The 13,892-nt window shown below is 62.6% G+C and carries 13 protein-coding genes; 6 read left to right on the top strand and 7 right to left on the bottom strand.

The window, feature by feature from the left end:
- The first annotated feature begins 9 nt into the window (after nt 1–9).
- Nucleotides 10–1,272, top strand: a complete 1,263-nt coding sequence (locus A0W34_RS00880) for an amidohydrolase (protein ID WP_081557187.1) — start codon at nt 10–12, stop codon at nt 1,270–1,272.
- A gap of 33 nt (nt 1,273–1,305) precedes the next feature.
- Nucleotides 1,306–2,757: an amidase gene (locus tag A0W34_RS00875; protein ID WP_081557186.1), complete on the top strand. Its 1,452-nt coding sequence runs from the start codon at nt 1,306–1,308 to the stop codon at nt 2,755–2,757.
- A 12-nt stretch (nt 2,758–2,769) separates the two neighbouring features.
- Here the strand turns inward: A0W34_RS00875 and A0W34_RS00870 are convergent, their stop codons facing one another.
- The gene (locus A0W34_RS00870) at nt 2,770–3,783 is read right to left on the bottom strand and encodes an ABC transporter substrate-binding protein (RefSeq protein WP_081557185.1); all 1,014 of its coding nucleotides are present in this window, start codon (nt 3,781–3,783) and stop codon (nt 2,770–2,772) included.
- Nucleotides 3,780–4,802 (bottom strand): ABC transporter substrate-binding protein, encoded by a 1,023-nt coding sequence (locus A0W34_RS00865; RefSeq protein WP_081557184.1) that lies wholly within the window; start codon nt 4,800–4,802, stop codon nt 3,780–3,782. The genes A0W34_RS00870 and A0W34_RS00865 overlap by 4 nt, the downstream gene beginning before the upstream one ends.
- Before the next feature lie 156 nt (nt 4,803–4,958).
- On the opposite strand from A0W34_RS00865, the gene A0W34_RS00860 reads away from it, so the two are divergent.
- From A0W34_RS00860 to A0W34_RS00850, 4 genes are all read left to right on the top strand, one after another.
- Nucleotides 4,959–5,681: a FadR/GntR family transcriptional regulator gene (locus A0W34_RS00860; RefSeq protein ID WP_007735969.1), complete on the top strand. Its 723-nt coding sequence runs from the start codon at nt 4,959–4,961 to the stop codon at nt 5,679–5,681.
- Entirely contained in the window at nt 5,678–6,328 is a 651-nt protein-coding gene (locus A0W34_RS00855; RefSeq protein WP_081557183.1) for a sterol desaturase family protein, read from the top strand. The genes A0W34_RS00860 and A0W34_RS00855 overlap by 4 nt, the downstream gene beginning before the upstream one ends.
- Nucleotides 6,329–6,472: 144 nt before the next feature.
- The gene (locus A0W34_RS33065; protein ID WP_003944172.1) at nt 6,473–6,631 is read left to right on the top strand and encodes a hypothetical protein; all 159 of its coding nucleotides are present in this window, start codon (nt 6,473–6,475) and stop codon (nt 6,629–6,631) included.
- 90 nt (nt 6,632–6,721) lie between these two features.
- Nucleotides 6,722–8,134 (top strand): amidase, encoded by a 1,413-nt coding sequence (locus tag A0W34_RS00850; RefSeq protein ID WP_042453230.1) that lies wholly within the window; start codon nt 6,722–6,724, stop codon nt 8,132–8,134.
- A 19-nt stretch (nt 8,135–8,153) separates the two neighbouring features.
- Here the strand turns inward: A0W34_RS00850 and A0W34_RS00845 are convergent, their stop codons facing one another.
- Genes A0W34_RS00845 through A0W34_RS00825 form a run of 5 tightly spaced genes read right to left on the bottom strand, consistent with a single transcriptional unit; the run spans nt 8,154 to nt 13,812 of the window.
- Entirely contained in the window at nt 8,154–10,352 is a 2,199-nt protein-coding gene (locus A0W34_RS00845; RefSeq protein WP_054781282.1) for an acyl-CoA dehydrogenase, read from the bottom strand.
- A 4-nt stretch (nt 10,353–10,356) separates the two neighbouring features.
- Entirely contained in the window at nt 10,357–11,223 is an 867-nt protein-coding gene (locus A0W34_RS00840) for an SDR family oxidoreductase (RefSeq protein WP_007735961.1), read from the bottom strand.
- A gap of 41 nt (nt 11,224–11,264) precedes the next feature.
- Nucleotides 11,265–12,140, bottom strand: coding sequence for a MaoC/PaaZ C-terminal domain-containing protein (locus A0W34_RS00835; protein ID WP_058038075.1), 876 nt, complete (start codon nt 12,138–12,140; stop codon nt 11,265–11,267).
- A gap of 7 nt (nt 12,141–12,147) precedes the next feature.
- Nucleotides 12,148–12,579 (bottom strand): type II toxin-antitoxin system Rv0910 family toxin, encoded by a 432-nt coding sequence (locus A0W34_RS00830; RefSeq protein ID WP_030535858.1) that lies wholly within the window; start codon nt 12,577–12,579, stop codon nt 12,148–12,150.
- Nucleotides 12,580–12,621: 42 nt separating this feature from the next.
- The gene (locus A0W34_RS00825) at nt 12,622–13,812 is read right to left on the bottom strand and encodes a lipid-transfer protein (protein WP_054825852.1); all 1,191 of its coding nucleotides are present in this window, start codon (nt 13,810–13,812) and stop codon (nt 12,622–12,624) included.
- Nucleotides 13,813–13,892: the final 80 nt, after the last annotated feature.

Here is a 13,892-nt window from a genome sequence, read left to right as displayed (position 1 = left end):
AGATCAACCATGAATCAACTGCTTTCGAATCTCGAGTTCGGAGACCCGTCGCGGTTGCGAACCGTCGAGCCGCACTGGTTCGAGCTCTACCGGGACCTACACGCACACCCCGAGTTGTCCGGCGACGAAACTCGCACCGCCGCAATTGTTGCCGAGGAAGTTCGGCGAATCGGTGGCTGGGACGTCACGGTCGGAGTCGGCGGTACGGGTGTCGTCGGTGTTCTCGAAGGGAGCAGCGGTCCGGTGATCCTGCTACGCGCCGACATGGACGCGTTGCCGGTGGCAGAAGACACCGGGCTGTCCTACGCCTCCAGAACTGATGGAGTCATGCATGCGTGTGGCCACGATGTCCACGTAACCGCGCTACTTGCCACGTGCGCAGCACTTTCCGCGGATCCGACATCGATCACCGGGACTGTTGTCGCGGTCTTCCAGCCTGCTGAGGAGACCGGCTCCGGCGCTCGTGCGATGGTCGACGACGGAATCTTCGACCGCTTCCCGCGACCGGACCTCTGCCTGGGACAGCACGTAGGCCCGACTCCGGCGGGGATGTTGGTCAGCAAACCCGACATCTTGATGGCAGCATCCGACACGATACGAGTGGTCTTTCACGGCCGTGGCGGACACGCGTCCTCACCGTACGCATGCATCGACCCTTTGTTGATGGCAGCGTCTTTCGCGCTGCGCATTCAAAGTCTGGTGGCTCATGAAGCGGCAACCCCGACAGCACCGGTGCTCACGGTGGGAGCCTTGCACGCCGGCACAGCTGCGAACATCATTGCCGACGACGCCGAACTGCTACTCAGCCTGCGAACTTTCAGTGCATCGTCGCGAGATCACATGCTCGAATCGGTGGGCCGGATCGCTCGCGCAGAAGCTGACGGGGCAGGCGCCACCGACGCGCCGGACGTTCATGCGTACAACAGCTTTCCAGCCACGGTCAACACTCCGGACGCCACGTCCACGGTGATGTCCGACCTGCGACAGGCCGGCTTGGGAATGCATACTCTGTCACAACCACTTTCGGGTAGCGAGGACTTCGGCATCTTCGGCACTGCCGCCCAATGCCCCTCCGTATTCTGGCATTTCGGCGGAACGGCACTTCAAAGTTTCGACGGAACCGCCCTTGCCGCGCTCGCCGAGGGACGGATACCACCCGGCACGCCGTCGAATCATTCGCCGCGCTTCGCCCCAGATCCCGCCGCGGCCCTACCCGAAGGTGTCACAGCCATGACCGCGGCCGCGCTGGGAGCCCTTGCGCGGAGCGCGTGATTCCCACACATACTGTCCCAGGGAGATAACGTCATGTCAGACGAACTGCACTACCTCAGCGCCACCGAAGCCATTGCTCACTTTCGCGCGCGGGAATTGTCTCCGGTCGAACTGCTACAGGCAATCATCGACCGAACTCAGAAGTTCGAACCTCACATCAATGCCTTCACCGAAGAGATGTTCGACGAGGCACTCGCAGGCGCCCGGGATGCCGAGAGCCGGTATCGCGGCCAAGGACCCGACCCGCGGCCACTGGAGGGAATTCCGGTAGCTGCCAAGGAAAAACACGCTATTGCCGGAAAGTCGCTGACCGAAGGCTCTCTGGCAGGGCGCGGCAACATCGCCCGCGAGAACGCACCGGTGATCGACCGAGTTCTGGCAGCAGGCGGCCTGATTCACGCACGCACGACGACACCGGAATTCTGCGTCGCGGCGTTCACACACTCTCCTTTGTGGGGCGTGACCCGTAATCCCTGGAACCTCGATTACAGCCCCGGAGGTTCATCCGGCGGAGCCGGCGCCGCACTGGCCGCCGGAACTACTACTCTGGCAACAGCATCCGACATCGGCGGGTCGACAAGAGGCCCGGCAGGCTTTACCGGCACCGTCGGTCTCAAGGCCTCGTACGGGCGTATCGCCGGGGTCGCCCCGCTGTCCATGGATTCTTACCGTGGCGACGGTCCCATGGCCCGAACTGTTGACGACGCAATTCTTTTGGCCAACGTTCTGATCGGGCCGGATCCGCGTGACCATTCTTCGCTGAAGCCGGCGATCACGCTGCCACACGAGTACCCGTCGGTCGAGGGAATGCGAATTGCCCTGTGCCTGCGGCTCGGTGACTTCCCCATCGAACCTGACATCGAGGCGAACACCCGGGCTCTCGCACAGTCGTTGGTCGATGCCGGCGCGATCGTCGAGGAGATCGAGTTGCCGTGGACTCGTGATTCGATGGCAGCAGCGGTGAAAGTCCATTTCGGAACGATCATGGGTGCATCCGTCGCGGAAGTTGCTCGCGTCCACGGTGATCTTCTTGCCGACTACACGCTCGACAACGTCGCGATCACGTCGAAGGGCGCTGCGGAAATGTCATTTCTGGACGGCCTTCGCAAGGAAACCCAAATGCAACGAGAGCTCGCCGAGGCGATGGCTCCCTTCGATGCGCTGATCTGCCCGACTTCGGGCACCATCGCCTTCCCGGCAGGCGAGTCTTTGCTCGACGGCCTCACTGTGGCGGGTCAGCACGTGAATAACACCGCCGAAGCACTTCTCACATTGCCGTTCAACGTCGCCAATCGGTGCCCCGTATTGGCGGTGCCGAGTGGACACGCACACAACGGCGTTCCCACGGGCGTCCAGATCGTCGGCCATACGTACGACGAACCGACCGTGTTCCGGATCGGCAAAGCACTGGAGAAGATCCGCCCGTGGGCATACACCGACCAGCATCAACCGAAGCTGAATGTGGTGACGCCGGCGTCCTCTTGATTGCTGAGGAGATCAGAGCTTGGCTCTGATCTCCTCAGCGATCGGCTGGAACTGCTCGAGGAATGTCAGGGCCCAACCGAAGGACGCGACGCCCTCGTAGTCGAACGAGTACACCTGATCATTCTTGACGGCGCGCAGACGCTGGAAGATGGTGTCGTTCGCCAACTTCTCGTTGATGGGGCCCTTGCCACTGTTGGTGATGATGACGTCGGCCTCGTCGAGTAGCTCCAACTGCTCCTTCGGGAACCACTCGTTGCTGCCGGCGGGAATTGCGAGCGAACGGTCGTTGAACTGGAACCCGGCCTCGCTGATGACCGTCGTCTGATACTTGGTCGGCGAGTACAGCGAGAAACCACTCTCCTCGAAGTACGTGGTGTAGACGACCTTCACCTTGCTCAGCACATCAGCGTTGTCGCTGCGGAACTTGGCGATCCGCGCCTCGTACCGATCTGCCAACTCTTGAACCTTCGCGCTCTGGTTCAGCGCGTCCGCGACTCCGAAGGCGCGCTCCTTCCATGCGTACTGCCCGTCTTCGGCAAAAACCGCGGTCGGTGCGATCGACCGGATCTGCTCGTAAAGATCCGGGTTGTTCTCCGACAGCAGGTTGGTCATCACGATCAGGTCGGGAGACAAAGCCGCTATCGCCTCGGCGTTGGGCTCGTACCAGCGTCCCACCTTCGGGAGAGACCGCAGAGCGGACGCATAGGGTTCCGGGACGCCGTCGGCGTTCTCGTAGTCGACCGGCAATCCGACCGGTGTGAACCCGGCGTCGAACATCGCGGGGCCCGTGTAGTAATCGGCGCTGACCACCCGTTGCGGGTTGGTGGGCACTTCCACCTGCCCCAGAGCCGTGTTGATGGTGCGCATCGAACCCTCGGCCGATTCACCGGAGCTGGTTCCACAGGCCGTGAGCAATCCGATCCCCGCCAAGGCACCGGCTCCGAGGAAACCGCGTCGGGTAAGTGCTGCGGTGATGCGAGCGAATTCGGCATCGGTGTCAGCGCTGGGCAATAGAAATGATGTCATGAAAGTGCCTCCAAAGCGCCGGTTTCGAGTTCGTTGAGCCAATTGATTGCAGTGCCGTAGTCGGTGACCTGAGTGCTGATTCCGAATACCCGGCCCGAAGCTGCTGCCGGAATGCGGCTCCACAGCGGGCTGGCGAAGACGGATTTCATTCCTGCAGAATCAGTTCCGTTCGGCTGCTTCGGGTAGATGACGACGGTGACGTCCCGCAGCATTTCGAGTTGTTCGAGCGGGAAGGCTTCGAAGCCGGTGGCTGGGCGCAGGTCCGGGATGAATTCGCCGCGGGTCACGTTCAGGTCGGCGAGCATCGCGCCGGTCACTCCGGTTGGATACAAGATGGAGAAGTGCCCTTCCGAACCACCGATAGCAACCTGGGCCCACCGATTCTCGCCAAGCTGCGCGGCGTATTCGGTGCGGATTCGCTCTTGCATCGCCTGATACTTCTCACGATTCGACGTCAGTGCCGAACCCTTGTTGACCGCGTCTGCGACACCCTCGGCGACAGCGCGCCAATCCGATCGGTTCGTGCCCGAATACACCGCTGTCGGAGCAATTTTCGAGAGCTCGCGGAACATGTCCTCGTCGATCTCGTACGCATCGCCGACAATGAGATCAGGCGCGGCAGCCACGACGGCTTCGCGGTTGACCTCGAGGAAAACCCCCACCGTGGACAAGCCGTCGATGAACTTCTGCTGTGTTGGGGTGAACTGGTCGATGTACGCGCTGTAGTCGAGCGTCGCGACGGGTCGGGCGCCGACGGCTTGCAACTGCCACGGGGTGTTGTAGGAGACGGCGACGATGCGCTGCGGATCAACGGGAACATCCACGGGTCCGTAATGCGTCTGCACCGTCCGAGTTTCGCCTTCCGCACCGCCACCGCCGTCCTCACTGCTGCATCCGGCAAGGGCGAGCATGGACAGTGCGGCGGCACTTCCGCCCAGAAAGCCGCGTCGGGTCAAGGCCGCGGTGATGCGAGCGAACTCTGCGTCGGTGTCTAGCGTCGGTAACAGGAGAGGTGTCATGGGCTTCCTGACGGTATTCCGAATTAGGGTCGCCTAAAATTACTCTCACCTGCGCCGTTACGGTGAAGCTTGTTGGCCAAGGGGTATCTCTTTCACGCCAGTGCGCAACTGGTAATACCACTTGACCTCTCACCAGCAAGCGCTTAAGGTCGGTACATGTTCCAACCCGTTGCACGTACCTCGGCCTCCGGCGCAGTCTTCGATCAGATATCGGTGAAAGTGCTGGCCGGAGAGCTGGCTGCGGGTGAGGCACTACCCAGCGAGCGCAAGCTCGCCGAGGCATTCGGCGTCTCGCGGCCCGCAGTCCGCGAGGCAATTCAGAAGCTCGCCCAGGCCGGACTCGTCGAGGTCCGCCAGGGCGAGTCCACGTCGGTGCGCGATTTTCGACGCCAGGCCGGACCCGAACTTCTCCCCCAGCTGCTGGTGCGCGACGGCGTCCCCGACCTGAGCGTGGTGCGCAGCGTGCTGGAAACTCGCGAGTTGATGGGACCGCAGATCGCTGTGCTGGCCGCCCGTCGCATCTCCGCGGAATCCGCCCGAGAACTCGACACGGCCGTTGATCAACTAGGCGCCACCGAAGATCCAGTGGAGTTGCAAGACCGCGCTCTGGCGTTCTGGGACGTCGTCGTCGACAGCGCAGATTCCATTGCCTTCCGTTTAATCTTCAACAGCCTTCGGGCTGCATACGAGCCGGCTATGACTGCACTTGCATCCGTCATGGTCGCCGAAGTCGGCCAGACCGACCTGTATCGAAAACTGGCCTCCGCCATCACTTCACACGACGAGCCAACTGCCGAGGCGTCAGCCGCACAGCTCCTTCACACCGGCACGACGGCAATCGGCGACGCTCTCACCTTCCTGGAAGGACTGAAACCATGAGCAAGCCTCTTACTCTCGCCGATGCGGCACGGACGTTCCGCAAGTCACCGACGCCGTGGATGATCGGCACCATGCTGCTGGCCGCCGCGGCGGCGCGCATCGCAGTGGGCAACTGGCAGATCACCGACGCCCTCGTTCCGCTCGTGATGCTTGCCGCATTCCCCTTCGTGGAGTGGATCATTCACGTCTTCGTTCTCCATTGGAAGCCGCGAAACATTGCCGGCGTCACACTCGATTCACGGCTGGCGCGCAGCCATCGGGAACACCACTTTGCGCCGCGAACCGTCTCACTCATCTTCATCCCGTGGCAGACGCTCCTGATCGTGATTCCCGTTCTGACAGCCGTCGCCCTCCTGGCATTTCCCCGCGTCGAACTCGGTCTGACGTTCCTGACCTGCATTTCCCTGCTCGGCCTCGGTTACGAGTGGACACATTTCCTCATCCACAGTGACTACAAGCCGAAAACTGCTCTCTACCGGTCGGTTTGGCGCAATCACCGCAACCACCACTTCAAGAACGAGCACTACTGGTTCACCGTCACCACCGCGGGAACTGCCGATCGCGTACTGGGCACGTACCCCGATCCCAAATCCGTCGAGACCTCCCCGACAGCCAAGAACCTGCACGGCGCAGCGTCCAAGCTGTGAAGGAAGACCGGTTCCTGGCCCCCAGCTGGCAATGAACTTGAACTTGACTGTGTATCAGCAATTTTCGTTGAAACTCGTCAGAACCGTGCTTAGTGTCGATGGAGTCAGAAGTTCGAAAAACGCTGTAACCGAAGGACACAACACATGTTCAACGATGTATTCAACAACGTGATCCACCCGATGGTCACGAACTTCCAGCAGTTGGGCCCCCAGCAGTTCATTCCGCAGCAGTTCATCCCCCAGGGAGTGTTCCAGCAGGCGCCGCAGGCGGCCGAGCAGGCAGTGACGATCTTCGGTAGCTGATACCGCAATCCACAGATAGCGCCACTCAGGGGTCGTCCGTCCAATATGCTGGACGGACGACCTGAGTGCCTCCGCCTGACAAGGATCCCCATGACCGCGAACACCCCCATCCACGCTTTCACCGACGACGCCCTGGGCGACCTCGACGCCACCGGCGTCGCCGCCCGGATCGAATCGGGTGAGGTGACCGCACGGGAAGTCATGGAGGCATCGATCGCCCGCGCCGAGGCAGTGCAGGGGCAATTGAACGGTCTGGCCTGCACTGATTTCGATCGTGCCCTCGCCAGGAGCAACCGGCCCGCCAAGGGCGTCTTTGCCGGTGTCCCCACCGCGATCAAGGACAACACCGACAGCGCCGGCCTTCCCACCCAGCAGGGCAGTACCGCCTTCACCGCGATCCCCGCCAAAGCCGACAGCGATTTCGCGAAGCAGTTCCTCTCCACCGGGGCCATTTCGATCGGCAAGACCCGACTGCCCGAGTTCGGATTCAGTGCGTCCACCGAATACATGACGGAAGAACCCGTGCACAACCCGTGGAATCCGGCGTACTCGTCGGGCGCTTCCTCGGGAGGCGCAGCCGCGCTTGTTGCTGCCGGCGTACTCCCGATCGCGCACGCCAACGACGGCGGTGGATCGATTCGCATTCCCGCCGCTGCCTGCGGACTCGTCGGACTCAAACCCACTCGCGGACGCACCATCGCCGATCCGGCCGACAAGTCGATGCCGATCCGGTTGATCGCCCAGGGCGCCGTTACTCGCACTGTTCGCGACACTGCACGATGGATGTCTGCGGCTGAGAACTACTACCGCAATCCGCGACTCGCACCGGTTCGCTTGATCGAAGGACCCAGCTCAACCCGCCTGCGCGTCGGCGTGATCGCCGATTCCGTCACCGTCACCAAGACGGACGACGAGACGCGCAAGTCCGTCGAAGCTACGGCCGAACTCCTTGCAAGCCTTGGCCATCATGTCGAGGACGCAGCACTGCCCGTCGGCCCCGAATTCATCGACGACTTCAGCATTTACTGGGGCTTTCTGTCGTTTGCCATCTCCACCGGTGGCAAACAAATGCTCGGACCCGACTTCGACAAGTCCGGCACCGACAATCTCACCAAGGGCCTCTACACGCTGTACCGGAAGAACCTGGTGAAGACGCCGCGCGTGCTCTACCGTCTGCGACGGCTCCAGCAGCAATACAGCGCCATGTTCTTGAAGTACGACGTCGTGCTCTCGCCGGCCCTGGGGCACACCACCCCCGAGCTGGGATACCTCTCTCCCGCTCAGCCTTTCGAGGAACTCTTCGACAAGCTGATCGCGTACACATCGTTCACGCCACTGAACAACATCTCCGGAGGTCCCGCGATTTCGCTACCGATGCATCAGACCAGCAACGGTTTGCCGTTGGCTGCGCATTTCTCCGCCGATCTCGGCGACGAGCGCACGCTCCTCGAATTGGCCTTCGAACTGGAAGAGGCTCAGCCCTGGAGAAGAATCCAGGACTGAGCCTCGCCGGTAAATACCCTCAGTCTCGCGGCAATCCGAGCATGCGCTCACCGATCACGTTGAGTTGCACCTCGGTTGTGCCACCGTAGATCGTGGTGGCACGGCCCGAAATGAGTTGCTCCATCGCCTTGTCGCTTGGCTGACCTGGGATGCTGACCGCTCCGGCAGCACCCAGTTCGGCGACGACGAACTCGGCGATCGACTGGCTGATCTTCATCGCCAACAGCTTGCCGACGCTCGACGTCGTACTCACGTCGATTCCCGAAAGTTGCTTGAGCACAACGCGGGAACCGATGAGATCGATCGCCTGACTCTCCGCAACCAGCTCGCCGACACGGTAGCGTCCGATCGGGCTCAGGTCTGCCGACTTCGCGAACTTCAGCAGATCGGAGTCCGAGGCGTACGCCTCCATCTTCTGGCTGAGCGCGACGCGCTCGCCGGCCAGCGTCGTCCGGGCGACGTTCCACCCGTCGTTGACCTCACCGACCACGTTCTCGTCGGGGATGAACACGTCGTCGAGGAACACCTCGTTGAACAACGCCGAGCCCGTCATCTCACGCAGCGGGCGGACGGTGATGCCCGGTGTCGACATATCGAGCACGAAGTAGGTGATGCCCTGATGCTTCGGCTTGGTGGCGTCCGTGCGGGCGATCAGCATTGCCCAGTCGGAGAACTGCGCAACCGTGGTCCAGATCTTCTGACCGGTGATCTTCCAACCGCCGTCGACCTTTTCGGCCTTCGTGGACAATGACGCAAGGTCGGAACCAGCACCGGGCTCGCTGAAGAGCTGGCACCACACCAGCTCACCCTGCAGGGTAGGCACGGCCAGCTCTTGCTTCTGCTTGTCCGAACCATGTGCCACGACGGCCTGCACTGCCCACGTTCCCATCAGAAGCTGCGGCATCGAGATACCGGCAGCCTTGATTTCCTGGGAGATGACGATCTGCTCGAGCGGAGCGGCGCCGCGCCCGTACGGCTTCGGCAGGTGAGGCTGAACCCAGCCGCCGTCGCCGAGCGCGATCAGCTGGTCGTCCTCGTCGAGCTCGACCAACTTGGCAAGCTCGGCCGCGATGCCGCCGCGGATCTCCTCTGCCTCCGGCGGCAGTTCGAGAACCGAAGCCCGGCTGACACCGTCAAGTGCCTGCTGCGCAACACGGTTGGCACGATCCTCGCGGGTACCGAGAATGCCGCGGATCGAGAGCGCGCGCCGGTAGTACAGGTGGGCGTCGTGCTCCCACGTGAAGCCGATGCCGCCGTGGACCTGCACACAATCCTGCGCTACCTGCACTGCGGCGTCCGGCACGATGACTGCTGCGATATCGGCGGCAAAATCTGCCGTGTCGTCGCCCTTGTCCAATGCGCTTGCCGCATCCCACACAACGGCGCGTGCCTGCTCGAGCGCAATGCCCATCTGCGCACACTTGTGCTTGACGCCCTGGAACTGGCCGATGGGTCGCCCGAACTGCACGCGTGTCTTGGCGTACTCCGACGCAGTGGAAACGCACCAGGACATGACGCCGACGTCTTCGGCGCCGAGAACGACTGCGGCAATGGACCGTACCCGCGCCTCGGTGAGACCGTCGAGTATCCGTTCGGCGCTGATCTGAGCATTGTCAGCTTCGATCCGCGCACTACCGCGCAGCACGTCGATGCTGTCCTGAACGGTGATCGCGACTGCGCTGCTCTCGAGCACCGCGTAGCGAACGCCCTCGGGCAACTGGATCGGAACCAGCAGTACGTCGGCGTGCTCACCACCGAGCACACCGTCGAGTGCGCCCGTGATCTTGTACCCACCGTCCGACGACTCGGCCGCCAACGGTGCACCCAAGGCGACTGCTGCCGTACGACTTCCGTCGATCAGACCGGGCAGGAACTCGGGTCCCGCCTTGGAATCGGCGACACCGAGAACGGCACTTGCCAATACCGTCGGAACGAACGGGCCGGGAGAGACTGTGCGGCCCAATGCTTCCAGTGCCACCGCCAAGGTCAGCAGGCCGGCGCCGTGACCACCTTGCTCTTCCGGAACCGCGAGCCCGAGAAGGTCCTGCCCGACGAGTGCCGTCCAGAACTGGGGGAACTTGTCCTCGGTCCGCGACTCCACGGCCGCGCGCACCTGCTCGGTGGTGATGGTGCGCTCGGCGAAGGAGCGCACCGAATCTGCAAGCGCGGTGTGCTCCTCACTCAGCCCGAGACCGAGTTCGTATGCGTTGCGTGCCATACGCTTACAGTCGTTCTGCGAGGTCGGCGGTGGTCCAGGGACCCTCGCTCTCGATGGTGTTCACACCGTGCCAGCCGGCGAGTTCCGTGATGGCCCCACCCTGAACGGCATACACCTTGCCGGTGAGCTTGCAGTCCGCCGCCGCGAGATAAGCCACGAGCGGCGAGATGTTTGACGGCGCAAACGCATCGAACTCACCCTCGGGGACCTCGGCCGCGAAGAGCGCACCCATACCGGGTGTCGCCAGCGTCAGTCGAGTACGCGCGATCGGCGCAATTGCGTTGACGCGCACGCCGTATCGATCGAGCTCGTCAGCGGCCACCAAAGTCAGAGCTGCGATGCCCGCCTTGGCGGCACCGTAGTTGCCCTGGCCCGCATTGGGCATGAAAGTACCCGAAGCCGAAGCAGTGTTGATGACCGAAGCGTTGACGGTCTCGCCTGCCTTGCTCTGGTCCTTCCAGTATGCGGCAGCGTGGTGCAGTGTCGCGGCGTGCCCTTTGAGGTGCACGGCAATGACTGCGTCCCACTGGCTCTCGTCCATACCCGCGATGAAGGCGTCACGAAGAATGCCGGCGTTGTTGACCAGGACGTCGAGTCGGCCGAACTCACTGACGGCCTGCTTGACGAGGCCCTCGGCACCGTCCCAGGTGGCGATGTTGTCGGTGTTGGCAACGGCCTTGCCGCCTGCGGCAACGATCTCGTCGACTACCTGCTGCGCGGGGCCGGCATCTGCACCGGAACCGTCGTTTGCGCCGCCGAGGTCGTTGACCACGACGCTCGCACCCTCACGAGCGAAGAGCAGCGCATGCTCACGGCCGATGCCGCGTCCTGCTCCGGTGATGATCGCTACGCGACCGTCGAGACTTCCCATCAGTTCAGATTCCCATCAGTTCAGTTGTCGGACATGAAGACTCATTTGTCGGCGATGACCGCGAGGCCGTCCTTGATCACGAGGTCGCCGACCGCACTGGTTTCGTACGAGTACGACGTGGCTCCGTCTGCCGAACTCGACTTGTAGAACACCGTCTCGATGTCCTGGGTCGGGAGTACGGGTTTCGCGAATCGCACTGCGAGACGACGCAACCGCTCGGTCTCGCCGCCTGCCAGTTCGGTCAGGGCTCCCCACGACGTGAACGCCATCGTGCACAGTCCGTGGTTGATGATTCCGGGGAGCCCGGACATCCTAGCGATCTCCTCGTCAAGGTGGATCGGCATCGGATCGCCGGAAGCCGGTGAGTACCGGAACGTCTGGTCCTCGTCGATATGCTGGTTCACCACCGCTGCGGGTCTACCAGCGCGAAGAGCGTCGTCGAATCGGTGTTCGGGAGCCTTCTCGCCCAGTCCGGGGCCCGCGTCGACCTTGCGGAAGAACGCTGTCATCCATTGCTCGTTGACCAATTCACCCTTGTCGGTTTTGGTTTCGACGTAGATGACGACGGTGGACCCGTTGTCCCGGCCCTCGAATCCGATGGGCTTGGCGCGAGCGACCAGATGGTCGCCAGGGTAGATCGGACGGTGGAACAGGAAGTCCTGCTCACCGTGAACGAGCTTCATCAGCAGTTCGACCGGCGCCACCGACAGCGCAGCGGGTGCCATCGACATGAAGACGGGTACCACCGCGAAGACCGGCGGAGCGATCTCGCCTTTCAGGTGTCGCTCGATGGGGTCGTTGGTGGCAGCGGCATATTCGGCGATGCGCTCGGCTGTCACCTCGAAGTGCTCCGGATCGGTCCATACGTCCAGCCCGGACGTATCGAATTCGACCGCGTTGGTCTTCGGTGTCGTCATCGAGCCGTTACCCGACCAGCTCGGCGAACTTGGCCAGCGAGGCCTCGAGATCAGCCTTGGCGTTCTTGGCAACTGCCTTGCCGATCGGCCCGACGATCATGGTGCCCTTGAAGCTGGCGTCGACGGTTGCCTTCGAGCCCGCACCGTCGGCCTCGACCGAGAGGATGAATTCGACGGTGACGCCGGCCATTCCGGTTCCGGCGATCTTGACCATCTTCGGAACCTCGACCTCTTCGACGGTCCACTCGATCTTGTTGGCCATACCCATCACCGAGACGACCTCGGTGAACTTGGCGCCCAAAGCCACCTCGGTGGGGAGTTCACTCTTCCAGCCCTGGTGAATGGTGAGCCACTCTTCCCAGCGAGACAGATCGGAGAGCGCATCCCAGGTCTTCTCGGGGGATGCGGGCAGTACGGCGGAGACGGAAACGGAAGCCATGATGAAACTCCTAGTGGGTAGCTAGCGGGTTGAGGGTGTGATTCAGCGTGCGTAGGGCTTGTATGCGGTCACGACAACTGCACCGCCGAGTCCGATGTTGTGCTGGAGGGCGACCTTCGCGCCGTCGACCTGACGCTTGTCCGCGGTTCCGCGGAGCTGCCAGGTGAGTTCGGCGCACTGCGCGAGGCCTGTTGCTCCGAGGGGGTGGCCCTTCGAGATGAGGCCGCCGGACGGGTTGACCACCCAGCGTCCGCCGTAGGTGGTGTCGTCGGCGTCGACGAGCTTGCCGCCGTCACCTTCGGCGCACAGTCCAAGTGCCTCGTAGGTCAGCAACTCGTTAGTGGAGAAGCAGTCGTGGAGTTCGATGACGTCGACGTCGTCGGCGGTGATCCCGGCCTGGGCGTATACCTTCTCGGCGGCCTTGCGGGTCATGTCTGCGCCGACGAGGCTGATGGCGCTCTTGTCCTCGAAAGTGCTGTTCATGTCGGTGACCATGGCCTGCCCGACGATCTCGATCGCCTGAGAAGCGAGGCCGTGCTTCTCGACGAATGCTTCGCTGGCGATGATCGCCGCGCCGGATCCGTCCGAGGTAGGCGAGCACTGGAGCTTGGTGAGCGGCCCGTGGATCTGGCGTGCTTCGAGGATCTGCTCGAGGGTGTACTCGTCCTGGAACTGGGCATACGGGTTGTTCAGCGAGTGCTTGTGGTTCTTGACGGCGATCTTCGCGAACTGCTCGGCAGTGGTTCCGAAGCGTTCCATGTGCTCGACGCCGGCCGCGCCGAACATGTACGGAGCGGGCGGCATCGCGAACTCCTGCAGTTCGGCGAGAGCGAGGAGGTGGCGCATGAGTGGCTGTTCACGGTCGTCGTAGGTGGATCCGAGGGACCCGGACTGCATCTTCTCGAAGCCCAGCGCCAGTGCGCAGTCGGCCTGGCCACTCTTGACTGCCTGCGTGGCGAGGTAGAGCGCGGTCGATCCCGTCGAACAGTTGTTGTTCACGTTGACGATGGGGATACCTGTCAGACCGAGCTCGTAGACAGCGCGCTGACCTGCGGTGGACTCGCCGTAGACGTAGCCGACGTATGCCTGCTCGACCTCGGTGTAGTCGATACCCGCGTCTTCGAGCGCCTTGGTACCCGACTCGCGTGCCATGTCGGGGTAGTCCCACTCGCGGGCTCCCGGCTTCTCGAACTTCGTCATGCCGACGCCGACGACAAAAACCCTGTTACTCATTGCCACTCCTGAAGAGAACGGTATCTGTGTGTGACACGCTGTCCCACCAAAGTATGTGAGACATCTTGTCCAGTCAATGG

Origin of the sequence: Rhodococcus sp. BH4, assembly GCF_002079265.1 — a bacterium.
Lineage (GTDB): Bacteria > Actinomycetota > Actinomycetes > Mycobacteriales > Mycobacteriaceae > Rhodococcus_F > Rhodococcus_F qingshengii.
The sequence above is the reverse complement of the archived record's forward strand: the minus strand, read 5'-3'. Positions and strand labels throughout refer to the sequence as shown.

Excerpts from the sequence above, each read along its gene's own strand:
- A0W34_RS00880 (WP_081557187.1), top strand. The coding sequence starts at position 10 with ATGAATCAACTGCTTTCGAATCTCGAGTTCGGAGACCCGTCGCGGTTG.
- A0W34_RS00845 (WP_054781282.1), bottom strand. The coding sequence starts at position 10,352 with ATGGCACGCAACGCATACGAACTCGGTCTCGGGCTGAGTGAGGAGCAC.
- A0W34_RS33065 (WP_003944172.1), top strand. The coding sequence starts at position 6,473 with ATGTTCAACGATGTATTCAACAACGTGATCCACCCGATGGTCACGAAC.
- A0W34_RS00850 (WP_042453230.1), top strand. The coding sequence starts at position 6,722 with ATGACCGCGAACACCCCCATCCACGCTTTCACCGACGACGCCCTGGGC.
- A0W34_RS00835 (WP_058038075.1), bottom strand. The coding sequence starts at position 12,140 with ATGACGACACCGAAGACCAACGCGGTCGAATTCGATACGTCCGGGCTG.
- A0W34_RS00825 (WP_054825852.1), bottom strand. The coding sequence starts at position 13,812 with ATGAGTAACAGGGTTTTTGTCGTCGGCGTCGGCATGACGAAGTTCGAG.
- A0W34_RS00830 (WP_030535858.1), bottom strand. The coding sequence starts at position 12,579 with ATGGCTTCCGTTTCCGTCTCCGCCGTACTGCCCGCATCCCCCGAGAAG.
- A0W34_RS00875 (WP_081557186.1), top strand. The coding sequence starts at position 1,306 with ATGTCAGACGAACTGCACTACCTCAGCGCCACCGAAGCCATTGCTCAC.
- A0W34_RS00855 (WP_081557183.1), top strand. The coding sequence starts at position 5,678 with ATGAGCAAGCCTCTTACTCTCGCCGATGCGGCACGGACGTTCCGCAAG.
- A0W34_RS00860 (WP_007735969.1), top strand. The coding sequence starts at position 4,959 with ATGTTCCAACCCGTTGCACGTACCTCGGCCTCCGGCGCAGTCTTCGAT.
- A0W34_RS00865 (WP_081557184.1), bottom strand. The coding sequence starts at position 4,802 with ATGACACCTCTCCTGTTACCGACGCTAGACACCGACGCAGAGTTCGCT.
- A0W34_RS00840 (WP_007735961.1), bottom strand. The coding sequence starts at position 11,223 with ATGGGAAGTCTCGACGGTCGCGTAGCGATCATCACCGGAGCAGGACGC.
- A0W34_RS00870 (WP_081557185.1), bottom strand. The coding sequence starts at position 3,783 with ATGACATCATTTCTATTGCCCAGCGCTGACACCGATGCCGAATTCGCT.